The sequence below is a fragment of the Kordiimonas aquimaris genome (genome assembly GCF_025574485.1).
GTDB classification, from domain to species: domain Bacteria; phylum Pseudomonadota; class Alphaproteobacteria; order Sphingomonadales; family Kordiimonadaceae; genus Kordiimonas; species Kordiimonas aquimaris.
In genome coordinates, this window is the sequence record NZ_JAOBPO010000002.1 from 493909 (window position 1) to 519768 (window position 25860).

The 25860-nt window shown below is 47.0% G+C and carries 26 protein-coding genes; 13 read left to right on the top strand and 13 right to left on the bottom strand.

Translation table 11 applies throughout. From position 1 onward, the window contains the following. The first annotated feature begins 16 nt into the window (after nucleotides 1–16). Nucleotides 17–307 (top strand): DUF1294 domain-containing protein, encoded by a 291-nt coding sequence (locus tag OEU88_RS08100; RefSeq protein WP_262694647.1) that lies wholly within the window; start codon nucleotides 17–19, stop codon nucleotides 305–307. Nucleotides 308–412: 105 nt separating this feature from the next. Beyond that, nucleotides 413–910 carry a YybH family protein gene (locus OEU88_RS08105; RefSeq protein WP_262694648.1) on the top strand — a complete coding sequence of 166 codons (498 nt, stop codon included), beginning with the start codon at nucleotides 413–415 and terminating at the stop codon, nucleotides 908–910. A 5-nt stretch (nucleotides 911–915) separates the two neighbouring features. Here the strand turns inward: OEU88_RS08105 and OEU88_RS08110 are convergent, their stop codons facing one another. Then, nucleotides 916–1350 (bottom strand): GFA family protein, encoded by a 435-nt coding sequence (locus OEU88_RS08110; protein WP_262694649.1) that lies wholly within the window; start codon nucleotides 1348–1350, stop codon nucleotides 916–918. A gap of 177 nt (nucleotides 1351–1527) precedes the next feature. Beyond that, nucleotides 1528–1947, bottom strand: coding sequence for a DUF302 domain-containing protein (locus OEU88_RS08115; protein WP_262694650.1), 420 nt, complete (start codon nucleotides 1945–1947; stop codon nucleotides 1528–1530). Nucleotides 1948–2226: 279 nt separating this feature from the next. On the opposite strand from OEU88_RS08115, the gene OEU88_RS08120 reads away from it, so the two are divergent. Then, the gene (locus OEU88_RS08120; protein ID WP_262694651.1) at nucleotides 2227–2802 is read left to right on the top strand and encodes a hypothetical protein; all 576 of its coding nucleotides are present in this window, start codon (nucleotides 2227–2229) and stop codon (nucleotides 2800–2802) included. A gap of 12 nt (nucleotides 2803–2814) precedes the next feature. Here OEU88_RS08120 and OEU88_RS08125 read toward each other — a convergent pair whose 3' ends face one another. From OEU88_RS08125 to OEU88_RS08135, 3 genes are all read right to left on the bottom strand, one after another. Next, nucleotides 2815–3285 carry a hypothetical protein gene (locus OEU88_RS08125; RefSeq protein WP_262694652.1) on the bottom strand — a complete coding sequence of 157 codons (471 nt, stop codon included), beginning with the start codon at nucleotides 3283–3285 and terminating at the stop codon, nucleotides 2815–2817. A 5-nt stretch (nucleotides 3286–3290) separates the two neighbouring features. Continuing rightward, nucleotides 3291–3536 carry a helix-turn-helix transcriptional regulator gene (locus OEU88_RS08130; RefSeq protein WP_262694653.1) on the bottom strand — a complete coding sequence of 82 codons (246 nt, stop codon included), beginning with the start codon at nucleotides 3534–3536 and terminating at the stop codon, nucleotides 3291–3293. A 179-nt stretch (nucleotides 3537–3715) separates the two neighbouring features. Beyond that, nucleotides 3716–4321 carry a peroxiredoxin gene (locus OEU88_RS08135; protein ID WP_262694654.1) on the bottom strand — a complete coding sequence of 202 codons (606 nt, stop codon included), beginning with the start codon at nucleotides 4319–4321 and terminating at the stop codon, nucleotides 3716–3718. A 371-nt stretch (nucleotides 4322–4692) separates the two neighbouring features. On the opposite strand from OEU88_RS08135, the gene OEU88_RS08140 reads away from it, so the two are divergent. The 3 genes from OEU88_RS08140 (at nucleotide 4693) to OEU88_RS08150 (ending at nucleotide 8372) form a co-directional block, all read left to right on the top strand. Further along, nucleotides 4693–5763, top strand: a complete 1071-nt coding sequence (locus OEU88_RS08140; protein WP_262694655.1) for an AraC family transcriptional regulator — start codon at nucleotides 4693–4695, stop codon at nucleotides 5761–5763. 108 nt (nucleotides 5764–5871) lie between these two features. Continuing rightward, nucleotides 5872–6948, top strand: coding sequence for an AraC family transcriptional regulator (locus tag OEU88_RS08145; RefSeq protein WP_262694656.1), 1077 nt, complete (start codon nucleotides 5872–5874; stop codon nucleotides 6946–6948). A gap of 167 nt (nucleotides 6949–7115) precedes the next feature. Next, the gene (locus tag OEU88_RS08150; RefSeq protein WP_262694657.1) at nucleotides 7116–8372 is read left to right on the top strand and encodes a sterol desaturase family protein; all 1257 of its coding nucleotides are present in this window, start codon (nucleotides 7116–7118) and stop codon (nucleotides 8370–8372) included. Nucleotides 8373–8436: 64 nt separating this feature from the next. Here OEU88_RS08150 and OEU88_RS08155 read toward each other — a convergent pair whose 3' ends face one another. Next, on the bottom strand, nucleotides 8437–9363 hold the full coding sequence (locus OEU88_RS08155; RefSeq protein WP_262694658.1) for a TraB/GumN family protein: 927 nt from the start codon (nucleotides 9361–9363) through the stop codon (nucleotides 8437–8439). A gap of 118 nt (nucleotides 9364–9481) precedes the next feature. Continuing rightward, nucleotides 9482–11143 carry a hypothetical protein gene (locus OEU88_RS08160; RefSeq protein ID WP_262694659.1) on the bottom strand — a complete coding sequence of 554 codons (1662 nt, stop codon included), beginning with the start codon at nucleotides 11141–11143 and terminating at the stop codon, nucleotides 9482–9484. A 316-nt stretch (nucleotides 11144–11459) separates the two neighbouring features. Here OEU88_RS08160 and OEU88_RS08165 point away from each other — a divergent pair, with 316 nt between their 5' ends. Together OEU88_RS08165 and OEU88_RS08170 are read left to right on the top strand one after the other, a co-directional pair. Beyond that, the gene (locus tag OEU88_RS08165) at nucleotides 11460–11939 is read left to right on the top strand and encodes an Lrp/AsnC family transcriptional regulator (protein ID WP_262694660.1); all 480 of its coding nucleotides are present in this window, start codon (nucleotides 11460–11462) and stop codon (nucleotides 11937–11939) included. A 163-nt stretch (nucleotides 11940–12102) separates the two neighbouring features. Next, nucleotides 12103–12726, top strand: a complete 624-nt coding sequence (locus tag OEU88_RS08170; RefSeq protein ID WP_262694661.1) for a hypothetical protein — start codon at nucleotides 12103–12105, stop codon at nucleotides 12724–12726. A 64-nt stretch (nucleotides 12727–12790) separates the two neighbouring features. Here OEU88_RS08170 and greA read toward each other — a convergent pair whose 3' ends face one another. The 4 genes from greA to carA form a co-directional block, all read right to left on the bottom strand. Next, a complete protein-coding gene (greA, locus tag OEU88_RS08175; RefSeq protein ID WP_262694662.1) occupies nucleotides 12791–13264 on the bottom strand; it encodes a transcription elongation factor GreA in 474 nt (157 codons plus the stop codon). 183 nt (nucleotides 13265–13447) lie between these two features. Then, complete coding sequence (gene carB / locus OEU88_RS08180) at nucleotides 13448–16702, bottom strand: carbamoyl-phosphate synthase large subunit (RefSeq protein ID WP_262694663.1); 3255 nt, start codon at nucleotides 16700–16702, stop codon at nucleotides 13448–13450. 53 nt (nucleotides 16703–16755) lie between these two features. Beyond that, complete coding sequence (locus tag OEU88_RS08185) at nucleotides 16756–17436, bottom strand: outer membrane protein (RefSeq protein ID WP_262694664.1); 681 nt, start codon at nucleotides 17434–17436, stop codon at nucleotides 16756–16758. A gap of 36 nt (nucleotides 17437–17472) precedes the next feature. Then, nucleotides 17473–18654 (bottom strand): glutamine-hydrolyzing carbamoyl-phosphate synthase small subunit, encoded by a 1182-nt coding sequence (gene carA / locus OEU88_RS08190; protein WP_262694665.1) that lies wholly within the window; start codon nucleotides 18652–18654, stop codon nucleotides 17473–17475. Between the two features lie 244 nt (nucleotides 18655–18898). Here carA and OEU88_RS08195 point away from each other — a divergent pair, with 244 nt between their 5' ends. Together OEU88_RS08195 and OEU88_RS08200 are read left to right on the top strand one after the other, a co-directional pair. Continuing rightward, nucleotides 18899–19354: a GatB/YqeY domain-containing protein gene (locus tag OEU88_RS08195; RefSeq protein ID WP_262694666.1), complete on the top strand. Its 456-nt coding sequence runs from the start codon at nucleotides 18899–18901 to the stop codon at nucleotides 19352–19354. Nucleotides 19355–19367: 13 nt separating this feature from the next. Beyond that, nucleotides 19368–20309, top strand: a complete 942-nt coding sequence (locus OEU88_RS08200; RefSeq protein ID WP_262694667.1) for a DUF6624 domain-containing protein — start codon at nucleotides 19368–19370, stop codon at nucleotides 20307–20309. Between the two features lie 12 nt (nucleotides 20310–20321). Here the strand turns inward: OEU88_RS08200 and OEU88_RS08205 are convergent, their stop codons facing one another. Then, the gene (locus OEU88_RS08205; RefSeq protein WP_262694668.1) at nucleotides 20322–20480 is read right to left on the bottom strand and encodes a hypothetical protein; all 159 of its coding nucleotides are present in this window, start codon (nucleotides 20478–20480) and stop codon (nucleotides 20322–20324) included. A 102-nt stretch (nucleotides 20481–20582) separates the two neighbouring features. Then, nucleotides 20583–20723 (bottom strand): hypothetical protein, encoded by a 141-nt coding sequence (locus OEU88_RS08210; RefSeq protein ID WP_262694669.1) that lies wholly within the window; start codon nucleotides 20721–20723, stop codon nucleotides 20583–20585. A 104-nt stretch (nucleotides 20724–20827) separates the two neighbouring features. Here OEU88_RS08210 and OEU88_RS08215 point away from each other — a divergent pair, with 104 nt between their 5' ends. From OEU88_RS08215 to rpoD, 3 genes are all read left to right on the top strand, one after another. Next, nucleotides 20828–21736 carry a LysR substrate-binding domain-containing protein gene (locus OEU88_RS08215; RefSeq protein ID WP_262694670.1) on the top strand — a complete coding sequence of 303 codons (909 nt, stop codon included), beginning with the start codon at nucleotides 20828–20830 and terminating at the stop codon, nucleotides 21734–21736. A 72-nt stretch (nucleotides 21737–21808) separates the two neighbouring features. Next, entirely contained in the window at nucleotides 21809–23722 is a 1914-nt protein-coding gene (gene dnaG, locus OEU88_RS08220) for a DNA primase (protein ID WP_262694671.1), read from the top strand. 42 nt (nucleotides 23723–23764) lie between these two features. Beyond that, a complete protein-coding gene (gene rpoD / locus OEU88_RS08225; RefSeq protein ID WP_262694672.1) occupies nucleotides 23765–25822 on the top strand; it encodes an RNA polymerase sigma factor RpoD in 2058 nt (685 codons plus the stop codon). Nucleotides 25823–25860 lie beyond the last annotated feature (38 nt).

The window sequence follows — 25860 nt, forward strand, 5'->3', positions numbered from 1 at the left end:
GCGCAAAGGTGATCTGATGATTTATGTCATAGACCAATTCCTGAGTATTATCGGTTTTTACGCGAGTATAAGCCTGATTACATTCGTTATTTACGGGTTTGATAAACGCGCCGCCGAGAAACAAAAACAGCGTGTATCTGAAAATATGCTGCACCTGCTGGCTGTGGTTGGTGGCTGGCCTGGCGCGCTGCTGGCACAGCGATATTGGCGACACAAAACACGCAAGCAACCTTTCAGAATTGTGTTTTGGGTAACTGTTGCCGCAAATTTGGGTTTGCTGGTTTGGTTGCTGTGGCCTGCGCAATAATTGACCTTTAGACGTTCAATTATCTTTTTTTGAGGTTAATTGAGTTCAGTTTCGGTTGCTTCGCACGTCATACAACGCCTTCACATTATATGTTTGGAGGTATTGATGTATTCCTTGAAGTTGATCTTATCAAAAACTGTTATCGGTGTTTTAGTGCTGTTGGTTTCGTATACTGCAAGTGCAGACGGTGCGAGTGACACGGCAAAAGTGCATGCCGTTTACCAGTCATACGCGGATATCTGGATGCGTAACGATGATACTGTTCCCGCCGGTATCATGGGGTTGTTTACGGATGATGCTGTGATCATGCCACATCACGGGGATCCGGTACGTATAGGCAAAGCAGCAATTGGCGATTTTTGGTTCCCGGGCGGTGTAGCAACAGGCACGGTTGACCATTACGCACATCAAGTTATGGGTGAACAGATCATTGGTGACATGGCATATATATATGGCAGATTTACCCTTAAGTTCACGTATGCAGACCGCGTGACAGAAAATGAAGGCAATCAACTGGCCGTAATGCGCCGCACACCTGAAGGCTGGAAAATTGCTGCTCTTATCTGGAATGACCCATTGCCGCAAACAACAGCGGCAGAGTGATATTACTAGGCGTAATCGCCGACCAGTTCGCCGTCAGATGAACCTTCGAACTGTGGGTGCTCGTCAGTGATTTCATAATAGTCTGATTTTTCGCCAACAAAAATATGCCCCATTGTCTTGAGGCCGGTGGGGCCGTCCAGTGTGCCGGCAATAATTCCTGTGGCGTCCAGATTAAACGGTTCCCAGAATAGGCCGGTGCCACATTTGTTGCAAAAACCCCTGCGAGCTACGTCAGATGTTTGGTACCAGCTCAGGCCGTCAGATTTGGTGATGCTGATGTTGACCTTGCGGGCTTTGGTGTGTGCGCCGAAACCGCCGTGTTGTTTTTGACAACTGCCGCAATGACAGTTGACAACATTCCTGAGTGGCCCTTTAACGGCGTAGCGCACTGCACCGCACAAGCAGCCGCCTTCAGAAACTTTGTCTACATTTCCCATCATATACCCCTATGTAATTTCCTGCCGGCAGATGTGGGCACGAACTGCAGGTATTAAAAGAGCACAAGACGCGAGAATTGCTGGTCTGTTAAGTTAGTTTTGCTTGCTGTATTGAGCAACGGACAGCGTAGCCCAAAGGTTTCTTTGAACGTAGTATCAACTGAAAAACTGCCGTTATTCCTATGGGGCTTCCGTCGCTTTGCCGGTTAGCGCATTTAATGCACCCGTCATTTTTTCAATGATTGCACTTTGGTCTGTAATACCGAAACGCTCTGCTAGTGCCTGAGGATCTAGATATCCAACGTGTACGGTACCGTCGCTATCTTCCCAGGCCAGAACTTTCAGTGGCAGGTCAATCGCTGCCAAAGGGTTGCTCTGCATAAGCGGTGTGCCGATTTGCGCATTGCCAAAAATCAATACCTGAGTGTCCGCTAGTGATAATCCAGCCGTTGCTGCATTTTTGGCGTGGTCAATACGCCCCATCACATTGATACCGTCCTTGGCTTCAATAATTTTCTCGAGGCGGTCTAGTGTTTCCTCCACGTTGTAAGGAGAGCTTTTGACAATAAAGCCGGACGGTGTTTGTGCGTTAGTGGACATGGAGATACCTATTAAGCTGATGAGAACCAATGATAATGTCTTTATCAAGCTATTCGAATAACGTGTGGATATGTATGGAAACTCTACGCGCATAAGGTTTAACCCCTTTATAGATTAGCTTGCTATGACTTGCTTTCGTCAGGATCACGCACGTTGCGCTGATCCTGCACTATTTTGATGTGACTATGGCAAGGGCTACTTTCGTGTTCAATACTAGTTTTCCTTGCTCACATTAAAGTGCTTCCGTAAGTTGATCGTCAGATTATTAAAGGAAAATCAATGTTCAAGCTTTTTGCTGCGTCTGCTCTGATATCTTTTGCTGCATCATCTGGTGCTGTGGCGGATGGTTTGTTTGAAACACTCAGTGCCAATTGCGGCAAAGCGTTTCAGGGCAAGGTTGTGCGCGCACCTGAAGGTGACCCTTGGCGTGAAGCCAGTCTTGTTATGCACATTCGTGATTGTTCCGATACCGAAATAAAAATTCCGCTGCACTATAACGACAATCGTTCCCGTGTCTGGATTGTGACCAGGATAGAAGGTGATCGTTTGCGCCTGAAGCATGACCACCGGCATGAAAACGGCCACCATGACGCTGTTACCAATTACGGCGGTGAAACTGCGGCAGGTGATGGTGCACCGGGTGACAAGGATGCTGACTTTATTGTGGACGCTGAAAGCGTGAAGATATTCTACGACAATGGCAACACCCGCAGTCCTGACAATGTGTGGAGCATGGCAGTGAACGGCACCACCTTCACATACGGTCTTGTGCGACCTGATCTTGATTTTATGGCAGCATTTGACCTTACCAAACCAATTGCACCGCCGCCGCCAGCATGGGATTTGGTGCAATAACCTCGTTGAAGGTTAAGTCTCTAGAGTTTCGTCATCAAGTGGTGGCGGCATTTTCCATGCAACATAAGCCATCGGTAAATATATTAAGTAAGCAAGATGAGTGAAGAATAAGGCCATGACTTGAGCTTGATCCAAGTCTGCAGAAATACCAAATTCTTGCATGCCAAAGCCCAAAGTCCATATGGATATTCCCACAAGCATGCCTAGAAACCGGTATGAAAATGCATATGCTTTGAGAGCAAACTCTTGCTCGCGCTCATCATGATGCTTTGTTTTATCAAAAATACGTATCAGGGTGAGTGGTAGAAATAACCAGCCCGACAAAGCCAGCCCCAATAGTGTCCAGCTCAGCCAATGGGAAGAATGCTCCATAAATTGCAGTGATGTGCCTATGACGGGTAATATCAGGCATGTTGTGGTTATGGAACGTGCGTAGCTGCCTTTTTGAGTTAACTCATCTAGTTTTGCAGGTCGAATAAACATATTACTCACTCCTGATCGTTGTTGCGTAATTGGTCGGCGAGGGACGGGAATGGTTTAAATGAGAACAAGGTTTCCACAGGCACACCAAAAAAGCGTGCGAGCTTCATCGCCAATTCCAGTGATGCATTATAGTCACCGCGTTCAAGGTAGCCGATGGTTTGCGCATTCACATTCATGCGTAATGCAAGTGCTTGCCGCGATAGGCCGCGTTCCGTACGTAGTATTTTAATTCTATTATATATCTGAACCATTATGTACGAATAGTACGCAAAATGTTGTGTATACACAACAAAAATATGAATCCCTATAATAAATGTGGCGCTTGAAATGTATTTCACAGAAAAAAGGCTCCGGCGGGGAACCGGAGCCTTATAAGTTATGAACGCGAGAACGTTCAGGAGGAAATCATGTTCCCAGCAACATACGTTGCTTAAAGCTTGTCAGCGTTTTTGCTGAGGTAATCAGCAACACCAGCCGCGTCAGCTTTCATGCCAGCGTCGCCTTTGTTCCAACCAGCCGGGCACACTTCGCCGTGCTCTTCGTGGAACTGTAGCGCTTCAACAAGACGCACAAACTCGTCAACGTTACGACCAAGTGGCAGGAAGTTTACATACTGGTGCCAAACGTTGCCGTCTTTACCGATCAGGAATGTGCCGCGCAAGGAGATGCCTTCTTCTTCGATCAATACATCAAAGTCGCGTGCGATTTGTTTGGTTTTGTCAGCAACCATCGGGAAGTCAACAGGGCCAAGGCCGCCTTCTGCTGTTGGTGTGTTGCGCCATGCAGCGTGTGTGTGCTCGCTGTCTACAGAAACGGCAACAACCTTAACGCCAAGTTCTTTGAACTTGTTCATGCGGTTGTGGAACGCCAAAATCTCTGACGGGCATACAAACGTGAAATCAAGCGGGTAGAAGAACACAAGGCCGTAATCATCACCGATGTATTCTTTCAAGTTGAATGTACCGTTGATGGAACCGTCTTCCATTACGGCAGCGGCAGTGAAATCTGGTGCGGGTTTACCGGCGAGTACAGCCATGTTGTGCTCCTGTATCATTAAATAAATGTTGAGTTTGCTGGCTTGGCAACCTTCGGAAAATACATGAAAGGCTGTGTCACCAACGATATATCGTTTCGCGCGCTATTCTATGGTTTTCTGACGGGAAATCAATGTTAGCTTATCGATTATAGAAATCGATAAAAGCGATTATTTTATTGGTTAATAATTTATATCAACTCTTAGTCTGTGTAACCTGATTATGCAAGAAAGTATTACCGGCTATTCAAAATCATTTGCTGGAAATATAAAGAGGTGTTCCCATATATAGGGCAATCTGACGCACTGCGTGTCGCCTTGCTTGCGGGGATAGCAAATACAGGCGATGGTACGGCTTAAGGAACGGGGACAGCTTGGAAGCACTGGATGACATAATACGATACAGCGCCTTTGCCCTGCTGATGTGGCTGGGCGTGCTGATGTTGCGCGATTTTTGTGACCGTGTAGCTGGACGCATGGGGGCCGCTGCTGCGTTTACGTCTGCGGCATACTTGTTGGCGGCCAAGCCGGGTTTGGTTCTGTTTGGACTGGACATTAACCTTTTGCTTTTGCCTGTTTATGCGGCTTCCCCCGCCATGGCATGGTTATTTTGTCTGTCTCAGTTTGACGACAACTTTGAAATAGATAACACGCACAGGATGGTCGTGGCAGCCAAAATTGTCTCAGGAAGTATTGGATACCTCACCGGCAATGCTGATGATAATAGTGTTCTTTTCGTCTTCATGGTTTTATCGCACGTTATTGTTGTTGGCCTTTTGCTTCACTTAATTCTGGTTGCATGGCAAGGGCGGCATGAAGACCTTGTAGAATCGCGGCGCAAGTTTCGCAGTATTTTTGTAACTGCTGTTGTCGTGATGACGTTCAGTATTCTGGTTTCCGATTCTGCATGGCGCCGTCCTGAGGTTGTGAATTGGGAAATACTGCTACAGGCAATAGCTTTCTTGGCGATCGCTATTTTTCTACATTGGCGCTTGTCTGTCCGGGGCGGAGAGGATTTGTTCTTTCAGGAAGATCATGTGTCACTGACTAACGTTAGTGTTGATCACTGCGAGCTTTCTGCCGCTGATCAGCATGATCTTGATGTTATTACGGGTCTCAGTCACTCCGAGTTGCTGGCACCGGGGCTGACCATCGCGAAAATGGCACACGATACCAGCATCCCCGAGCATCGCTTGCGGCATTTGATTAATCAGCATTTAGGGTATCGCAATTTCTCGGACTATCTGAACCATCACCGCGTTGAAGCAGCAAAAAACCGGTTGGCTGACCGGAGAGAGCGCCACACACCTGTGCTGACGATTGCGATGGACCTTGGCTATGGCTCGCTTGGGCCCTTCAATCGAGCGTTCAAGGAACGCACGGGTAAAACGCCGACAGAGTACCGTAACCTTTCCTTGTCATTGAACTTGGCAGCAGCGCAGTAGCCTTTTTGTTCCCAATCGTATTATAGTATCGTTATCAAGAGTAGGGTTCCGCGTCAGCGGATAAGCCTACCGGTGTTATAGAGCGATGTGTCAGCGAGGAGCAGATAAGTGGCAGAGGTCACATTAATCACACTGGATGTAGTCCTAAGGGTTTCGGCTATCAGCTTTCTGCTGCTGCTAGGCATTCTGATTGTGCGCACCAGTTCGGACCGGACAACAGGGTACCTGGGTTTATGGTCCTGTATTTCCGGCGCCACGTATCTGATTTGTTCACATATGTTTTTACGTGATTTTTTCTCGGCCACCATGCCTGTTGTGTTCATATTTTGTTGGCTTGGCCAGCCGGCTGTCTGGTTGTTCAGCCTTTCGCAATTTCAGGACAAGTTCAGGTTATGGCCTTGGCCGGTTGTGATAACTGTTTTGTATTTTTCTTTAAGTCGTGTTCATTACGGTTTACTTGAGAATCAGGAATGGTGGTTGGCAGATGCGGTTTGGGTTATATTCTCATTGCTGCGTTTTGGCCTGATTGCCCATATGGTTTTTGTCGCCTGGCAGGGGCGGCGTGATGATTTGATAGAAACACGGCGTAAGTTTCGCACTCTCTACATTGTGCTGGTCACGTTAATCTCCGTTGGTATTACCATTGCTGAAACGTGGTTTGAGGCGGTGTTTGAGACAGGTGGCAAAGCTCAAGCATTACCGTTGCTGCTGTCTACGGCTATGTGGACTCTTTCAGTTATATTAATCTGGCATGTTGTGACGCTTCGCTCGGGTATATTGTTTGTTGGTGGCAAGCAAATGCGCCGGGGTCAATCAGGCCCACAAGATCCAACAGAACGTCACGATGTTGAAACGATTAAAGGCCTTATCGAAAAAGATAAATTGTATGAACAGGCTGGCCTTACGATTTCAGGACTTGCAGATCAGGCAGGTTTGCCGGAGCATCGTATGCGCAGGTTAATAAATCGACATCTGGGTTACAGGAACTTTGCCGATTTTCTTAATCATTACCGAATCACGGCAGCCAAAGATCGCCTGTCCAGTATCGAAGATCGCAATTTGCCAGTGCTGACTATCGCGATGGATTTGGGTTATGGCTCGTTGGGGCCGTTTAATCGGGCGTTCAAGGAGCGCACCGGTTTAACACCGACCGCATTTCGTAAAAAGAAGCTCGCCGATAATTAAAAAGGCTCGCCGATAATTAAAAAGGCATGCCTTTTTCGAAATCGGTGAGAACCTAAACCCTATTCCTGCGTTTAGTGTTTGTGAGCTGGACGCGGCAGGCACTTCCAATCCTCCCCAGAACAGTTCGCAACCGTATCCGTGGCGGATACACAAGCGAGGATAGAATAATGGACGCAGGAATGATAGATCAGTTTCTTGCCTGGATCGTGGAAACGGCACCAAAGTACCCATTTTGGTTTACTTTCGATTTCAGTCGTTACCTTATCGGGGCAGGCAGTGTTTATCTTCTTGTGAACGTTCTTCTTTCTCGCGCTCTGAAGAATCGTAAAATCAAGAAGAAAAAAGCAGGGTTTCGGCAAATGGCACGCGAGTTTAAAAGCTCAATTGTTGCCGCTGCTGTTTTCTCGGCCTCGGGTTTCTTCATCGACCTTGGTATTCGTGCCGATGTGATAACCATATACGGCGATATGGCCTTGTATGGTACTGGCTACTTTATTGCATCGCTTATTTTCATGATTGTGGCGCAGGACGCGTACTTCTACTGGACGCACCGCCTTCTGCACCTTCCCCGCATGATGAAAAGAGGGCACACGGAGCACCATAAGTCGATAATCCCAACGCCTTGGACCGCCTATAGCTTCAATGTTATTGAAGCGGGCGTTCATGCTGCTTTTGTTCCGCTGTTTTTACTCATCCTCCCTATGCATGGTCTGGCTATATTCCTGTTTCTTACACATATGATTATCAGGAATGCGGTTGGGCATTCTGGCTATGAAATCTTCCCCCGCAGCTGGGCCGTGCATCCAATTTTAGGACAAATTACAATGGTTACGCATCACGACATGCATCACACTTCTGGCAATTCCAACTTCGGTCTGTACTTCACATGGTGGGACCGCATGATGGGCACTGAACATTCGCAGTATCTTGCAAAAGCAACAGGTAACCCTGGAGCTGTTCGCAAGACAGTAGGTCTGCGCGCAACAGCAGCAACAATTGCTGCATGCGTTGGTTTGATGGCAACAGCTATCGCGAGCCCTGTTAAAGCGCAAGACGATGATATTTCCGGCTTATGGGTTGCTGGTAACGGCGCAACAGTTGTTGAAGTTGCAAACTGCAGCGAAAAGTCACGCCGTCTATGCGGTACTGTGATTTATAATGATGCAGGCGCTGATGCTGAAATGGGTATGACAGTACTTAAAGGTTTTAAGGCTGCTAATGTGCAAGGCATGAAGCGCTGGGAATCTGGCAAGGTTGCTCATGTTGGCGGTGGCAAAGCCAAAAAAGGTAAGCTTGTCTTGCTTGATAGCGGTGCGCTCAAGGTATCAGCTTGCGGTAAGAGCAATCGTTGTAAAAACGAAACTTGGGTACGCCCGACCCCTGCGTTAGCGCAGAAAGCGGGTGCTGCATTGGGTGGTCGCTAATCTTCCCGTGAACACTCATTACAGATAACAAGAGGCCGCTTTTCGCAGCCTCTTTTTTGTTGATTTATTGGCGAACGGCAATGTGACCAAACTTGCCGAGCAAAGCTTGTACACTGTCTTTTCCGGCTAAGTGGGCAGCACCAACGGCGATAAATATTGTGCCGCTGCCACCCATTAATCTATCAATCTGTTCGGCCCAGTCTTGATTGCGGCGTACTAGAAGTGTTTCATATACTTCAGGGTGCCCTTCGAAGGCAGCCAGCATTTGTTCTTCTACACCTGCTACATTACCTCTTCGCCATACGTCCACGAGGTTATCCAGCATATTTGGGTCTTGCAGCATTTGCTCCAAGCCTATCTCGAAAAAGCGCGTCTCAGCTGCTTTGGACATGTTGCCGAAGAAAGCGATTTGCTGTGCGTCACTTTCAAAGTAACCAATGTCTTTGCCGGAAGTTTTTGCCTCAGCGCTAAGTATGCGCTCTACACCTGCATTGGGGTTGCCCCCATTTGCCTGAATTTGCATGCTGGCTAGTGTTACACCAGCAAGCCAGGGGCGAAACGGCTCAAAATTGGCAATAGCGGAGCCCATGCCTAGTTGATTCATTACGGTACTTAAGTTTTTCTGGCCGTCTTCGCTTAGTTGGCTCGATAGAGTTACGCCCGGCTTGTTTAATCCATATTGACGCAACAATTCTTGCATTGCTTGCGGGTTCGATGTGTCTGCAGGTGTTTCAAAGTAAACAGTGGGAGCGGCGTTAAACGCTGCACTTACTTTCTCAGAGCGCCACGTCAGGCTTGGATTAAGGATATGGATTGTACCAAATAGGTAAATCTCGCTATCAGCATCGGTTAACTTCCACAGAGCAGGGCGCGGTGCTTCGTCATTACTTGCATATATGTTCGTTGTATGAAGTACAGAGAGAAAAGAAAGAGCTATCACACTAAATAGCAACTTACTGAATAGTGGATAGTTTTTTGATAGTTTCTGCATTTGTGTACTTTCTCTTTCAATATCAATGACTAGCCATCATCATATGGAAACCATGACCGATAGTGGTTTTCTAATCAAGAAAGATGCCAAAAATACGATTTATTCCTGATGGAACAGCTCAAATATTTTTGAGGTCTAGCTGTTCTTTGAGTGAACGTATGCAGGCGGTCGCGATTTCAGATTGTAAGCGTGAGGTAACATTGCCGCCGTCGGTGTCGGTATTTGCCAATGTTGCGATAGCTTCCTCAAGTAAATGCAGTGTTGCTTTCACTTCTGACATGGATGTTGGGTCTGCCTGAGCTGGCTTGCTGCGAGATTGAGCACCTGATTGCTCAGAGGTGGAGGATTGCAGCATTGACGCCAGTGTTTCGGTTAGTACGTCTTTCACCGCGTTAGCGGCTGTTTCTGCCATCATTTTTTCTGCAGTCGCTGCCATTGATGTTTTTGTATCATCTGTTTTGTTGATTGTATTAATATCAAGGCTTGCCGGGGCAGGTGTTCTGGTGCGGTCAATATTTTCGTTTGTGATAACAGGCGTTTTTGAAAGGCCATTATTACCGTGATCATCCAGGAATAAATTTGCGGCGTCTTCTTGAATGCTTTCAAAGCTATAGCTGTCTTTTTCTGATGCAATCACACGAGATAAAAACCCATCATACCCTTCAAAAACACCATTGTTTGGGTTGAATAATGGTACAGCTTCAAGAGTCCAGTGACGATCTGCTTCACTCGTATATTCAAGCGCTATCGGTGCATCATGGATTGCACTTCTACGCTGAAAGGCACGCGATACTGGATGTCCAATTTTGTTGCTTAGGGCAAGCATGCCGAGGATATTTTCACCGACAGGTGATTGCGTGGACAGAAAAAGATGAGCGCCATTGGGTGAAATTTCCAAAACGATACCATCGCGGTCACTGCGCCATGACCATGTGTCAGGTGAGATGTCAACTAAACGGGCAATATCTTTAACTGCACTATTGCTTGCTGATGGTTTTGTCTTTTCAGTTGTTAGGTTAGGCGACATGGCTAGATTGGTGTCATGAATATCTGAGCTGTTTGCATTTTCTATCCTCTCGGATATCAAGTCCTTATCTGTGCGTAGGATACGCAAACTGGCTACCTGACGATCCGGTGCATCAGCTGCGCGTTCTGGTTTTATTGCTGTGTTAGACGATGCTATATTTGTTTTCTCAGCTTCATCTGTATTCTCAGCATCCTTTTTGTGTAGTTCTGTAACCGTAGCAATTGTCTTCTCTGAAGCTTTCTGTGTGCCCAGATCTTCGCTCCATAAAGAAAGGGATGATTTCTTTTCCATACGATTGGCTTTAGGTACCGCACGGGCCAAAGCGATCCACACGTTCGCTGATAGGTCTTGGCGAGATGCAATTGCCTGATGATGGTCCCGACCAGTTTGACTGATTATTTCTATAATATCGGTTTCATCAAATGCTGCAGATTTGAGTAATTCGCCGACTACCTCAGGTTCGTCTTTTGCCAGGCATGTAGCAAGATCCACTGGCGGGTTTGACATACGCGCCAGTAATTCTGCAACTGTTCGCCGACTATCTGCTTCCACGTGAGGAATAAGCGCCTCAATCACGTCAATTAACTGACTACGTGTAGGCTGTTTTTGTGGTGCTTTACCGGTCAGAAACAGGTCGATTAGATTGCGGAATAATACAGAACGATCTTCTCCGCCGCGTTCGCGTGCGTAGTTAACCAGTTCCTTAATTCTGGTATCTATGGCACCCAGTTCGAATGCCGGCGTATTATTCACAGACCAAACCCTGCAATTTGTTGCGTTGCTCTTGTTTTCAAGAGAACGGCAGCCATCCCTGACCTAATTCTTTTAGTATGCGTGTGATTTTATAAAGACGAATCACTTGATTGTGTATTTTAACCGATTGATTCAGCGATGCTAGAGATGATTAAAATTTTAATCATTTATGATTCAGCAATGGAATTAAAGCAAACCTTTGCACAACAATGTGTAATAAAATTGTTTACAATTGGAACTTTCTTTCGCAAAAAAGGTTATGTAATATGCGCACAACAATTAGATGCGCTTATCACCTCAGATGTTGGAGTTACTTATGGTGCGTGTGAAACTTGATGCAGTGGATCGTAAAATTTTATCCTGTTTACAAAACGAAGGGCGTATCACGAATGTTGAGTTAGCTGATCGTGTTGGCATAACTGCACCGCCGTGCCTGAGGCGTGTGCGTGCTCTTGAAGAAGAAGGCTATATCAAGGGATATCACGCTAACCTTAATCAAGACGCGCTTGGGTACGGGCTGACCGTTTTTGCCATGGTTGGCTTGCATAGTCAGGCGGAAGCAGACCTTCAAGCTTTCGAGGAACTTGTGCAGGGCTTGCCGATGGTGCGCGAGTGTTTCATGTTGAACGGTGAAATTGACTTTGTGTTGAAAATTGTTGCTCAGGACTTGGCGGCTTTTCAGCAGTTTCTTACAAGTGAATTAACGCCTGCCGAAAATGTCGCTAGTGTCAAAACCTCACTTACGATTAGAACAAGTAAACATCAGCCAGGCGTTCCATTGCCGGAAGTGAAATAGCTTTCACCTACGATTGATTACCCGCCTTTATGCGCAAGTAAGGGTTATTGCCGGATACCAATATTTGTATTCCGCATGTTTGTGCGATTTTTTATAACTAATGATCACTGGTGAGGTGCTTTCAAAATTCGTATTCTTTCAATTCAACTGTGAAGGAATACGTATGTCTAACATGAAATATTCATTAAAGTCAGCGCTCATATTAACTGGCTTGTTCGGTGCATCTGCGATTTGGGCTGATGAAGAGATAACGCCTGAGACGTATGCAGATCATCTTCTACCACCAAAGTGTGATTACGGTACTCCGCACCCAAGCGCCCCTAAAGAATTAGCTCAATTTAGTTTTTTAATCGGTGATTATACAATCAATGCGCATAAATGGGATGGTACACAGTGGATTTCGCTTGCGCCGCCGGCAGCGCCAGCACGCTGGAATGGCTGGTATGGTCTTGGCGGTATGGCCATATATGATGAATGGTACAGCGTAGACGCTGGTTTGCTGCCCGACACGCCGCGTGGTGTAAATGTTCGGTTTTACGATGAGAAAACGGCAGAATGGAAAATGATGTGGACCGCGTCCGGGACTTTGCAGCCGCAGGATCTGAGGGCAGAAATACGCGATGGTGTTTTGACTATGTGGCAGGTGTATCCTGACCGGCCAGATTTTTACGCCGAGTTTTTCTCTGTTGATGAAGATCATTGGCATCGCATTGCTTACGGCAAAGACGATAACGACGAGTGGGTTAAAACCTATAAGCTTGCTGCGACGCGAATTGCTTGTGATTAATGCCAGATAAGACATAAAAAAAGCCCGCTTCTAAAGCGGGCTTTTTTAGATTGAAGTATGTTACTTACTTGAATTCGATTTTGGTGATCTCATAATACCGCTCGCCGCCGGGAGCCTTCACCTCTACCTCGTCTTCGACTTTTCGGCCGATAAGCGCACGTGCGATAGGCGATTGGTATGAAATGCGACCAATTTTAACATCGCCTTCATCGCCGCCAACAATCTGGTAAACAATCTCATCATCATTTTCGTCAAGCATGGTAACTGTTGCGCCGAAAACTACTTTGTCACCAGACAATGTGGTTGGGTCAATTACCTGAGCGCGGCTAAGCTTGCCTTCAAGTTCCTGAATGCGTCCTTCGATATGGCCCTGTTTTTCTTTTGCTGCGTGGTATTCAGCATTTTCAGACAAGTCACCGTGCGCACGCGCTTCTTCAATATCTTGAACAACCGCTTGGCGCTCAACGGATTTTAAATTCTTTAATTCTGCTTCCAGGCGATCATAGCCTTCTTGAAGCATGGGCACTTTTTCGTTCATGTGTCCCGTCCATCTCTTCGTTAATCTATTTGGCCTTGTGTTTTTCCCAAGGCTCTACAAAAAATAGGAGCGCCGACCCGGGCCCGGGTCGGCGCATCCATATTTGCTATGTAGTGAATAATGACGATAAAATCAAGACCACTGTTTCATGTAGCCCGCCAACATGCTGCCATTAGGCACTTCTCAGACATTGTAATCTTGCAGGCGCTTGACGTTCAATGTTCCTGTTTTGAGTGCTTTCAATGCTTGAACCGCAGCCTTTGATGCAGCCATTGTCGTGTAATATGGCAGTTTCTTTGTTAGCGCAGTATGGCGTAATTCATAGCTGTCGAGGATGGCCTGCTTACCCTCGGTCGTGTTGAACATGAGGCAAACGTCACCGTTTTTCATGATATCAAGCACATGAGGGCGCTGTCCTTCGTTCACTTTAAATACTGTCTCAACACTATCCAGACCGTGATCACGCAGGTATGCAGCCGTGCCACCTGTTGCAATAACGGCGTAACCCATGTTGATCAGGTCACGCGCCATGGGCACAAGAGCATATTTGTCGCTGTCTTTCACTGACAAGAATACCTTACCGCTTTCTGGCAGTGGTACACCTGCAGCAAGCTGTGACTTATAAAATGCGATCGGGAAACTGGCATCTATGCCCATTACTTCACCGGTTGATTTCATTTCCGGTCCTAGCAGGACATCAACACCCGGGAACCGCGCCCAGGGAATAACAACTTCTTTTACCGAAACATGTTTGGTGATTGGGTCAATAAGATTAAAATCTGTTAGTTTTGCACCAGCCATCACTTGTGCTGCGATTGCAGCAATCGGGCTACCAATGGCTTTGGCAACAAATGGGACTGTCCGGCTTGCGCGTGGGTTCACTTCAATCAGGTAAACTTCATGGTCTTTAACCGCAAACTGTACATTCATCAGGCCGATAACCTTAAGAGCCTTTGCTAGCTCAACGGCTTGGCTTTTGATTTCTTCAACTATACCAATTGGCAAACTATATGGCGGGAGAGAACAAGCGCTGTCACCAGAATGGACGCCTGCTTCTTCAATGTGTTCCATGATGCCTGCGATGTGAATGTTTTCACCGTCAGATAACGCGTCAACATCAACTTCGATGGCATCGTTCAAAAAGCTATCAATCAATACAGGGCTATCACCAGACACTTGAACAGCTTCTGCAATGTAACGATCAAGGCCAGCTTGATCGTGCACAATTTCCATGGCGCGACCACCCAGCACATAGCTAGGGCGGATAAGTACGGGGTAACCCACACGTTCAGCAACCTTCACCGCTTCTTCGTGACTGCGTGCAAGACCATTGTTTGGTTGCTTGAGGCCCAGAGATTGCACCAGTTCCTGGAACCGCTCGCGGTCTTCGGCCAGATCAATTGCATCCGGGCTTGTCCCGAGGATTGGAATGCCTGCAGCTTCCAGTGCATGTGCCAACTTAAGCGGTGTTTGACCGCCAAATTGAACAATGACGCCTTTTACTGTGCCGTTATCCTGTTCGCGGCGGATAATCTCGATCACGTTCTCTGCAGTCAGTGGCTCAAAATATAACCGGTCAGAGGTGTCATAATCAGTTGATACTGTTTCAGGGTTACAATTAACCATGATGGTCTCAAAACCGGCATCCGACAATGAGAAACAGGCATGGCAACAGCAGTAATCAAACTCAATACCTTGACCAATGCGGTTAGGGCCGCCGCCAAGAATGATAATTTTTTCGCGATCGGTCGGGTCGGCTTCACACTCGGCGGGTTCACCTGCTGCAAATGTTTCATATGACGAGTAAAGGTATGGCGTTTTCGCTTCAAATTCTGCTGCACAGGTATCAATTCTTTTGTAGCTTGGGCGAACGCCTTGGCGGTGCCGTGCATCAAATACAGCAGCTTCCGTGAGCTCTGCAAGTTCAGCTAAGCGTTCATCGGAAAAACCAAGCATTTTCAGGCGGCGTAGTTCCGTGGCATCTGTTGGCAGGCCATTTTCACTAACGCCTTTTTCTGCCATAACGATGCTATTGATTTGCTCAAGGAACCAAGGCTCAAAACCAGTGACACGGCGAATATCTTCAAAACCCAGTCCTTCGCGGAAAGCCTGTGCTATACGCAAAACCCTGTCGGGGCGCTGGAAACCCAATGATTTCAGTATAGGTGCGGTATCATTACTGCCAGCAACATAGCCATCAAATTCAACCTCGTTCAGGCCAGTTAAGCCTGTTTCCATGGAGCGCAGCGCTTTTTGCAAGCTTTCAGTAAAGTTGCGACCAACGGCCATCACTTCACCTACTGATTTCATCGCGGATGAAAGTAAAGGTTCACTACCTTCAAATTTCTCGAACGTGAAACGTGGAATTTTCGTAACCACATAATCAATCGTAGGCTCAAACGATGCAGGCGTTACACCTGTTATATCGTTGTCCAGTTCATCAAGCGTGTAGCCAACTGCAAGTTTTGCCGCGATTTTAGCAATCGGGAACCCTGTTGCTTTAGATGCCAGTGCTGATGAACGTGACACGCGCGGGTTCATCTCAATGACGATCAAGCGACCATCTTTTGGGTTTACGGCAAATTGTACATTTGATCCGCCCGTTTCAACGCCAATTTCGCGCAAGCATGCGATGCTGGCGTTGCGCATGATCTGATATTCTTTATCCGTTAGCGTCAGTGCAGGGGCAACTGTTATGCTGTCACCAGTATGCACACCCATAGGGTCTACATTTTCGATTGAACAAATGATAATGCAGTTGTCATTCTTGTCGCGGACAACCTCCATTTCATATTCTTTCCAGCCAACAATGCTTTCTTCCACCAGCACTTCTGTTGTTGGGGAAGCATCAAGACCGTTGGTGACAATCTCGATGTATTCTTCGCGGTTGTATGCCACGCCGCCGCCTGTTCCACCCATGGTGAAGCTGGGGCGAATAATCATTGGCAAGCCAATACGGTCCATTGCCTCCAGTGCTTCATCAATTGTGTGCGCGATCTCGCTGCGGCTGCTTTCCAGACCAATTTTGGTCATGGCATCTTTGAACCGCATGCGATCTTCAGCTTTGTCAATTGCGTCCTCGTCGGCACCGATCATCTTTACACCGTGACGCTCAAGTGCACCGTTGGCTGAAAGTGCCAGTGCAGTGTTCAACGCTGTTTGCCCGCCCATGGTTGGCAGCAGTGCATCCGGCTTTTCAGCTTCTATAATTTTCTCAACCACTTCAGGTGTGATTGGTTCAATATAGGTTGCATCCGCCAGTTCAGGGTCTGTCATAATGGTGGCTGGGTTGCTGTTAACCAAAATAACCCTGTAGCCTTCTTCCTTCAGTGCCTTACAAGCCTGTGTGCCTGAGTAATCAAATTCGCAGGCTTGTCCGATAACAATTGGCCCCGCGCCAATAATGAGGATGCTTTCGATGTCTGTACGTTTGGGCATGTGTTACTCGTCTCTAAAATCCGGCCTACCGATGATTTGGGAAAGTTTCTATTTTAAAATTTAAAGCGTAACCCTGCTTGCAACTGAATTACTTCATAGTTGCTGTCAAAAGTTGTGCGAGTATTGGTGGCTACATCAATCAGGTCAAATTCTGCACCTGGTGCCACGTAATAGCGCCCATCCACAAACAAGTCCCATGTGTCGGTTAGCGGTAAAGTAACACCCAGAATGCCCTGATAAAGGAACTCTGTGCTTGTTGGCCCGCCAAAGCGTGGATCAGGTGTGCCAGGCACACTGTCAAAGCTACCGAAAACGTCTGATTCAACACCGCCAACGCCAATGCCTACACCGATGTAAGGGGTGATAAGCGGCAGACCTTCAAAGTCATAAAGAAGATTACCAAATACACCCAAAGATGAGTTGTCACCGTTGAATGATGCTGTTGGGTCCGCAAGAAATTGGCCTGCGCTTACATCGTTTTCGCGGTAGGCAGCTTCAAGCTCGACACGGAAGCCACTGATAGGTAGTTTGTAGCCTACAGCGCCGCCGATAACGAAACCGTTGTCGAGCGAGATATCCAGTGACTGGTTGCCAGATGTATTGTTTTGATCACGCTGAATGGCAAGGCCGGTGAAACCTGATATATAAAAACCATCCGCTTGTGCGGCGTTCGGTATAGCAAGTCCTGCGAAAAGAGTGGCAGTGGCCAACCCTATTTTTGAAAAGTGTGTCACTGTCGTTTCCCTCTTTTAAGTATTATATTAAAATTACTAGGCGGCTTTTTTCTGTTTTAAGATCATGTCCATAAACTGTTCAAACAGATAGAAACTGTCTTGTGGTCCAGGGCTTGCCTCAGGGTGTTGTTGCACACTGAAGATTGGTCTATCCGTGCATTCAATGCCGCATACCGTTTTATCAAACAATGATGTGTGGCTGATCTTCACATTTGCAGGCAGGCTGTCACCGTCCACCGAAAAACCGTGGTTCATACTGGTGATTTCTACTTTACTGGTCCGCAGGTCTTGCACCGGATGATTTGCACCGCGGTGGCCTTGATGCATTTTGTATGTTTTGCCACCGAAGGCTAATGCAAGCAATTGATGACCAAGACATATACCAAAAATTGGCAGGTTGGTTTCTATCAGTTGTTTGATGACAGGCAGGGCATACTTGCCTGTGGCAGCGGGGTCGCCCGGGCCATTTGACAAGAAAATGCCGTCCGGATTATGCGCCATAATATCATCAAAGCTGGTAGTGGCAGGTACCACTGTGACGCGCGCACCCACCTCTGCGAGGCAGCGCAGAATATTGTCTTTCGCGCCGTAATCAACGGCAACAACGTGAGCTTTTGCATTTTCAAGTGTGCCGAAACCACTGCCGCGGGTCCAGTTTGTCGTCGTCCATTCCTCACTCTTCTCGCGTGTTACATCTTTTGCAAGGTCCATACCGCTCAAGCCGGGCCACTCTTGCGCCTTCTTAAGTAGGGCAGAGATATCAAATGTGCCTGTTTTGCTATATGCAATAACCCCGTTCGGCGCGCCTTTATCTCTGATCAGGCGGGTGAGTTTGCGTGTATCGATACCGCATATGCCGATCAGACCTTGTGTTTCTGTCCACTCGGTCAGATGTGTTTCAGCGCGGTAATTAGCAGGATTGGTAATATCTTCCCTTACCACCAGGCCGCGCGAAACAGCTTTGCGCGTTTCCATGTCTTCGGGTGTTGTGCCTACGTTACCGATGTGAGGGAATGTGAAGTTAATGATCTGGCCAGCATAGGATGGGTCAGTCAGAATTTCCTGATAGCCGGTAATGGATGTATTGAAACACACTTCACCAACTGTGTCGCCTTCACTGCCAAATCCGAAGCCCCAAAATAATGTCCCGTCATCCAGCACAAGAACGGCTGTGATATTGCTGTGAGGCGGGCCACTTTGGGCAGCGGAGTCGGACATCGGCGCTTTCCTTATATAGTACCGGGTTACGGCGTATTTGGTGTTGCACATGAGCCTATGTGGCCACTTGGCAGTAGCCAAATTGACGGGACACTAGTCAAAAGGCTTCGTAAGGTCAAGCAAAACCGAAATTTATTTTTCCTTTTAAAAACAATAACTTAAGGTAAGAATTTCTCGTTTGCGCTCATGCCCCTATCTGTGTAATATGGTGGTTTCCGACTCAGCATAAACAGGGTTTGATTTGATGCTTAGGGACGACTTGACCACGTCAATGAAAGACGCAATGCGCGCCAAAGAAAAGCGCAAGCTTTCAACAGTGCGGCTAATATTGGCTGCTATTAAAGAAAAAGACATTGAGATGCGCGGGCAAGATGCGGGTGACCGTGATGATGATGCCGTCATAACTGATATCTTGTCCAAAATGGTCAAGCAGCGTAATGACAGCATCAAGGCATACGAAGAAGCTGGTCGCTGTGAGCTCGCTGAGCGTGAGCGTGAAGAGATCGCTATTATTCAGGAATTTCTGCCCAAACAAATGGACGAGGCCGAGATTAAAGCTGCCGCTGAAGCTGTAGTTGCTGAAATTGGTGCTGAAGGCCTTAAAGACATCGGCCGCTGTATGGGTGCGCTCAAGTCCAAGTATGCCGGGCAAATGGATTTTGCCAAGGCGAGCGTGACTATCAAAGGCATGCTGAGTTAAGATTCTATTATTAATGAGATGTTTTATTACATACATCTGCTTTGTCATGCAGTTGTATGTAAGCATAGAATCTATTGCCGCAGATGATAGTATTCGAACATTAGTAGCTCATACTAAAGCACCATATTCATTTAATAGTCTTGTTACAGCAAGTGGTGTCAAAACTGACCTTTTCTTAGCCTTGAAAGATAAGACAGATATCCTTGTTGAAAATACTAGACTCGCTCCTTTTTCTACTGAAGGAGCAGAGGTGTTAATAAGGGAGAATGGGGCTTGTCGTATTTCGCAAGAGGACTTCGATGCGAGGCAAGCTATAGCAATTGCTTCACTTGTTCGTAATGAACAGGAGTATCAACAGACATATTCTACCTTTTATAATGTTTATCAAAAGATGCTTCAGGAACTACCAGTCAATGTGCTTGGTTCGAGCATCGAGGATACCTTCAAGCGGCGGAGGGCGCGCGATCAATATTGGCGACAGCAAATGAAAAAGATTAAAGGGCATGAGTTCTCTTCACAGGACCTTGAATATGTATTTTCTAATCTCATTGTTAGGGAAATGTGCTGGGTAGATACGGATAATGTCTCTTATCTGAAAAACTTTATTCATAAAAATGGATGGCCTGTAATTGAAGAATACGGGCCCGTGGCTGATAGTGTCGCTTGGCTAATTGTGCAACACGCTGATCGTGACCTACCTTTTCAGAAAGAGGTGCTCTTATTGTTTGAGGCGCGTTTAAAATCTCCATTTTTTAACCTACCAAATTACGCATACTTATATGATAGAGTAATGGTTAACTCTTCAAAGCCTCAACGTTATGGAACTCAAATTCACTGCGAGAATGGTGCCGTGACTCCGCGTCAACTAGAAAATAAATCAAACCTTAACAATCTTCGTGAAGAAATGGGACTTGATTCGATTGAAAATTACCTAGCTTTATTCAACCATTGCTAATTCCATAATAAATTACTGTTGGTATGTTTTATCAGTTTTGGCTTGTGAGATTGTTCTTGAACTTATGAGGGCATCTGGTGGTGTCAAAACTTCAGCTAGTTTACGCATAAATGTTGTACGTGTGCTTTGTTCTTTCCCGGCTTTATTGATGACTGTTTTGCTCTGTCTCATGATATGTCTTTCCTTACTTGTTAAGTGATCTGATGTTTCGGTTCTACTTGCTCAAGTTAAGTTGAGGTCAAGCGCTATTTGCGTAAAAATTATTTAGGCTGATCATTCGTTTTCTTTTTTATGTTTCCGTTTGCGGATTTCTTCGCGGGCAGCACTGAGGACCAGTTCGTCTGTTGGTGCCAGCAGGATTGCTAGCTTATGAAGAAATGATGCTTTCTCATTGCATAAGGTATTCTTTTTCATGCTTTTGTCCAAATTGACTATTTCCCCTTATTTGTGGCATGAAGGAACGTATTACAAATTCGTAGTTTTAAGCCTAAGACTTAGAAAAATTAAGGAATGTAATTGTGCGTTACCGATTGCAAACACTGTCAGGCCTGCTTGCTTTTGATGCCGCAGCCCGAACCGGAAGTTTAACGCTTGCGGCAAAAGAGTTGGGGCGCACACAGTCTGCAGTAAGTCAGCAAGTGAAGGGCCTTGAAGAGCATCTTGGCTTAAAGCTGTTTATTCGCAGGCCACGTGAAATTGTTTTGACCGCAGATGGTAGGGTGCTGGCTCATTCAGTTGAGGAAGCGTTGCGCGGTATCGATCAAACAATTAAGGAACTTGATAAACATAAAGATGAAAATGTCATCAGGCTGTCGGTTTATCATTCATTTGCTATCCAATGGCTTATTCCGCGTCTGCCAAAATTTGCCTTAAAACACCCTGAAATTGACGTTCGCTTAAATGCTGATGACCGAAAAGTCGATGTAGCTAGCGAAGGGTACGACCTTGCGGTTCGGTATGGTTGGTTTATTAGTCAAACACCTGCAAATGTTACGCATATTCGCAGAGAGCAATATATACCGGTGTACGCCGCGTCGCTTTCGCCTGATCGGGCGCTGACCGCAGCTGACTTGGATGATTTCCCGTTACTTGGATATGAAGACCCTGTTTATTGGCGTGAATGGCTGAAACTTAATGATGTCGATCTTGTGAATGCAGATTATGGTCAAACTTATAGCCATTCAGGCTTGCTTGTTCAGGCTGCAATGGTTGGGGTTGGCATCGGCATGGCACCGCTTACCACTGCTGCTGAAGCCTTAAGTGATGGCAGGTTGAAATGCATAAAAAGCCGCCCGCTTGAGCTGGATCATTGCTTTTATTTAGTTTCAGCAGAAGAAACTATGCCCGAAAAAGTACAATGGTTTGCTGACTGGATCATCCAGGAACTGCTGGACATGGAAGAAGAAGCAGAGGCTTATTTTCTCTGAACGTGAATTATTTTGCGCCACGGTCAAATTTTTATATTAAAATAAAGTGATTCCTATTTTGGGTATGTGTATATGGCGCTTAGTCCGCAGTTTTTGGATGAATTGAAGCATCGCTTCACCCTGTCTGACGTTGTCGGACGACAGGTGAAGCTTGTTCGCCGTGGCCGTGAAAGTACGGGGCTGTGCCCGTTTCATAGCGAAAAAACACCGTCTTTTACCGTGAATGATCAAAAGGGCTTCTACCACTGCTTTGGATGTGGTGCGCATGGCAGTGTAATTGACTTTGTCATGAATACGCAGGGCATGAATTTCCCTGAGACGATTGAAGTGCTTGCGGGCGAAGTTGGTTTGGAAGTGCCAAAACCTTCCCGCGAGGAAGTGGAGCGCCAGAAAGAACGTGCCACGCTGACCGAAGTGATGCAAGCGGTGGCGCAGTGGTATCAAACACAGCTGCGCGCCAAAGCAGGCAAGCAGGCCTATGATTATATCAAAGGGCGTGGCCTAACTGATGAAACACTGAGCCGTTTTGGTATGGGCTATGCACCTTCTTCGCGGTCTGCGCTCAAGGATGCCATGATGGCGCGCGATATCGGCGAAGACCAGCTTATTGAAACCGGGATGCTGATTAAGCCAGATAGCGGCGGAGCATCATATGATCGCTTCCGTGACCGCCTTATGTTCCCCATCACTGACCGGCAAGGCCGGGTGATTGCCTTTGGTGGTCGTGCGCTCAGTAAAGACGCCAAAGCCAAATACCTGAACAGCCCGGAAACTAATCTGTTTCACAAGGGTGCCACGCTTTATAACTGGGCCAATGCACGTGCTGCCAGCTATGACGCCGGACAAGTAATGGTGGTTGAAGGTTACATGGATGTAATCGCGCTCGCGCAGTACGGTATCAATTACGCTGTTGCGCCGCTTGGCACCGCACTTACTGAAGAACAGATTATGCATCTGTGGCAAATGGCAGATGAACCTATTTTGTCTTTTGACGGCGACAATGCCGGCCAGCGTGCAGCGGGCAGAGCGGTTGAACGTGCATTGCCGATGCTTAAACCTGGCAAGTCACTGCGGTTTATGATGATGCCTGAAGGTGATGACCCTGACAGTTTGGTGCAGCGTGAAGGTAAGGGGGCAATTGAAGCGCTGATCGATAAAGCGAATCCGCTTGCCAATGTATTGTGGCAAAGTCTGACGGCAGGCGTGCAAAGTGACACACCGGAACGTCGCGCAGGGTTGGAGAAGAAGATTTTTGGACGGCTGTCTGAAATTCAGGATGAAAACGTTAAAACGCTCTATCAGCGTGAATACCGCGACCGTATATTTCAATTGTTTCGAGGGAACCGTGGCGGTCAACAAGGTCGTAAGGCTATATCTTCGCGTAATGGTGGGTTCAAACAGGGTTTTGGCGGCAAACCGCGGCCATTGCCCGCAACTGGATTGCTGTCGCAAACACGCCTTGGCCGAAGTGCCGGTGGGCGCGCTATTACGGACACAACTGAAAAGTTGTTGATGTTAACGCTGGTTAACCATCCCGAAATTATGATTCGCCACGAGGAAGAGATCGGCTTGCTGGAATTTACCGTGCCGGGCCTTGAAAATATGCGGAATGCGCTACTTGAAAAAGCAAGTATTGGCGACACCCTTGACCGTGAGGCAGTGCATACCCATTTAGAGGCATCAGGGCATATGGCTGCTGTTCGTATAATGATGAATGATAAGGCATTGCGCGGTGATTGGTTTGCATGGCCAGAAGCTGCTTTGTCAGATGCATTAACCGGATTCGAGCATTTGATGTCGCGATATCAACATATTACGGCTGCTAAACACGCCTACGAACAAGCGGAAGCTGAATATGCAGCAGAAATGACGGATGCAAATCACGAGCGTTTTGTGGCGGCACAAGCTGCTTTTCGTGCTTTGGAAGAAAAAGAAGCCGATAAAGATGGATATCGTCTCGAATCAGGCAGGTTTTCTTTTAATTAATGTGCTATTAGTGCGATTCGCGTACATCTGGAGTAAATATTAATGGCAACTAAAGCGACTCAAGAAGAAGACACACGTCCAAGCAGTGACGAGTCGGGCGCTGGTACAGGCACAGATTCCACCGAGGCGGCTGTCAAAAAAATGATCGCAAAGGCTAAAGAGCGTGGCTACATCTCTTATGATGAAGTGAATGCGACTTTGCCAACCGAGGAAATGTCTTCCGAGAAAATCGAAGACATCATGACAATGCTGTCCGAGATGGGCATCAATGTTGTGGAAAGTGACGAGGAGGCTGAAGAAAGCGATGACGCCAAAGGCGCCAAAGCTGAAGAGCCAGAAGAATTTAAAACCACCGACAAAAAAGAAGCCAATGACCGTACAGATGATCCTGTGCGTATGTACCTGCGCGAGATGGGTTCTGTTGAGCTGTTGTCGCGTGAAGGCGAAATTGCCATTGCCAAACGGATTGAAGCTGGTCGTGCCACCATGATTACTGGTTTGTGCATGAGCCCGCTCACGTTTAAGGCAATTACCGAATGGGCGCAGCGCCTTGAGAATGAAGAAATGTTGCTGCGCGACATTCTTGATCTTGAAGCAACAATTGGTAAGCAGCCAAACGCCGAAGAACTTGAAGACGAAAACGCTGGCGATGTGATGGCTGAAGAAGCCAAGAAGCCTGAAGCAGGTGGCACTGCGTCTGATGATGCGGCCCCAGAAGCTGCTAATGATGACGAAACATCTGAAGGCAGTGAAAATGCTACCGAAGGCGGTGAAAATACCGAAGGTACGCCGGCAACGCGCCGTGACGACGACGATGAAGACGATGAAGTGGCTATGTCACTTTCTGCTATGGAAGAGCACTTGAAGCCGGATGCTATCGAGAAGTTCTTCAAGATTACGTCAACGTACAAGAAATACCACAAACTTCAGGAACAACGCCTTGCGGCGGCCATTCAGGGTGAAGGGTTGTCAACCGCGCAGGAACGCCGTTTCAAGAAATTAAGCGATGAGTTGATCGAGCTTATTAATACAGTGAAATTCCACAATCTGCGTATTGAAGAGCTTGTCGACGAACTATACGGCCTTAACAACCGTTTGATGACACTTTCAGGTCGTTTGCTCCGTTTGGCTGAAAGCCACAAGGTAAATCGTCAGGCATTTCTTGATGAATATCAGGGCAATGAAGTTGAAGATGGCTGGGTTGATCGTATCGCACAGCTAAAAGGACGCGGATGGGCATCGTTTGCTGAAAAAGAACGCATTGCTATTAACAATATCCGAGATCAGGTCGGTGAGCTGGTTAACCGCAGCGGCCTGCATGTGGGTGAGTTCCGCCGCATTGTACGTACAGTGCAAAAAGGCGAAAAAGAAGCCCGTATCGCCAAGAAAGAAATGGTGGAAGCCAATCTTCGCCTTGTGATCTCGATCGCGAAAAAATACACCAACCGTGGCCTGCAATTCCTAGATTTGATTCAGGAAGGTAACATTGGCTTGATGAAAGCGGTTGATAAATTTGAGTATCGCCGTGGTTACAAGTTCTCGACTTACGCTACATGGTGGATCAGGCAGGCGATCACACGCTCTATTGCGGATCAGGCGCGGACAATTCGTATTCCGGTACACATGATCGAAACGATCAACAAGTTGGTGCGTACGGGTCGTCAGATGCTGCATGAAATTGGCCGCGAAGCTACACCGGAAGAGTTGGCAGAGCGTTTGTCCATGCCGCTTGATAAAGTACGCAAGGTAATGAAGATTGCCAAAGAGCCTATCAGCCTTGAAACGCCAATTGGCGACGAAGAAGATAGCCACTTGGGTGATTTCATTGAGGATAAAAATGCTATCTTGCCGGTGGATGCAGCGATCCAGTCTAATCTGCGTGAAACAACGACACGTGTGCTTGCAAGCCTGACACCGCGTGAAGAACGTGTACTGCGTATGCGTTTTGGTATCGGCATGAACACGGACCATACGCTTGAAGAAGTTGGACAGCAGTTTTCTGTTACACGGGAACGTATCCGTCAAATTGAAGCTAAAGCACTGCGTAAGCTGAAGCACCCAAGCCGGTCACGCCAGCTTAGAAGCTTCCTAGATACATAGTATCACGCTTGTTTAACGGATCAAAAAAACAACAAAAA

Excerpts from the sequence above, each read along its gene's own strand:
- OEU88_RS08100 (WP_262694647.1), top strand. The coding sequence starts at position 17 with ATGATTTATGTCATAGACCAATTCCTGAGTATTATCGGTTTTTACGCG.
- OEU88_RS08105 (WP_262694648.1), top strand. The coding sequence starts at position 413 with ATGTATTCCTTGAAGTTGATCTTATCAAAAACTGTTATCGGTGTTTTA.
- OEU88_RS08110 (WP_262694649.1), bottom strand. The coding sequence starts at position 1,350 with ATGATGGGAAATGTAGACAAAGTTTCTGAAGGCGGCTGCTTGTGCGGT.
- OEU88_RS08115 (WP_262694650.1), bottom strand. The coding sequence starts at position 1,947 with ATGTCCACTAACGCACAAACACCGTCCGGCTTTATTGTCAAAAGCTCT.
- OEU88_RS08120 (WP_262694651.1), top strand. The coding sequence starts at position 2,227 with ATGTTCAAGCTTTTTGCTGCGTCTGCTCTGATATCTTTTGCTGCATCA.
- OEU88_RS08125 (WP_262694652.1), bottom strand. The coding sequence starts at position 3,285 with ATGTTTATTCGACCTGCAAAACTAGATGAGTTAACTCAAAAAGGCAGC.
- OEU88_RS08130 (WP_262694653.1), bottom strand. The coding sequence starts at position 3,536 with ATGGTTCAGATATATAATAGAATTAAAATACTACGTACGGAACGCGGC.
- OEU88_RS08135 (WP_262694654.1), bottom strand. The coding sequence starts at position 4,321 with ATGGCTGTACTCGCCGGTAAACCCGCACCAGATTTCACTGCCGCTGCC.
- OEU88_RS08150 (WP_262694657.1), top strand. The coding sequence starts at position 7,116 with ATGGACGCAGGAATGATAGATCAGTTTCTTGCCTGGATCGTGGAAACG.
- OEU88_RS08155 (WP_262694658.1), bottom strand. The coding sequence starts at position 9,363 with ATGCAGAAACTATCAAAAAACTATCCACTATTCAGTAAGTTGCTATTT.
- OEU88_RS08165 (WP_262694660.1), top strand. The coding sequence starts at position 11,460 with ATGGTGCGTGTGAAACTTGATGCAGTGGATCGTAAAATTTTATCCTGT.
- OEU88_RS08170 (WP_262694661.1), top strand. The coding sequence starts at position 12,103 with ATGTCTAACATGAAATATTCATTAAAGTCAGCGCTCATATTAACTGGC.
- greA (WP_262694662.1), bottom strand. The coding sequence starts at position 13,264 with ATGAACGAAAAAGTGCCCATGCTTCAAGAAGGCTATGATCGCCTGGAA.
- carB (WP_262694663.1), bottom strand. The coding sequence starts at position 16,702 with ATGCCCAAACGTACAGACATCGAAAGCATCCTCATTATTGGCGCGGGG.
- carA (WP_262694665.1), bottom strand. The coding sequence starts at position 18,654 with ATGTCCGACTCCGCTGCCCAAAGTGGCCCGCCTCACAGCAATATCACA.
- OEU88_RS08195 (WP_262694666.1), top strand. The coding sequence starts at position 18,899 with ATGCTTAGGGACGACTTGACCACGTCAATGAAAGACGCAATGCGCGCC.
- OEU88_RS08200 (WP_262694667.1), top strand. The coding sequence starts at position 19,368 with ATGAGATGTTTTATTACATACATCTGCTTTGTCATGCAGTTGTATGTA.
- OEU88_RS08205 (WP_262694668.1), bottom strand. The coding sequence starts at position 20,480 with ATGAGACAGAGCAAAACAGTCATCAATAAAGCCGGGAAAGAACAAAGC.
- OEU88_RS08210 (WP_262694669.1), bottom strand. The coding sequence starts at position 20,723 with ATGAAAAAGAATACCTTATGCAATGAGAAAGCATCATTTCTTCATAAG.
- dnaG (WP_262694671.1), top strand. The coding sequence starts at position 21,809 with ATGGCGCTTAGTCCGCAGTTTTTGGATGAATTGAAGCATCGCTTCACC.
- rpoD (WP_262694672.1), top strand. The coding sequence starts at position 23,765 with ATGGCAACTAAAGCGACTCAAGAAGAAGACACACGTCCAAGCAGTGAC.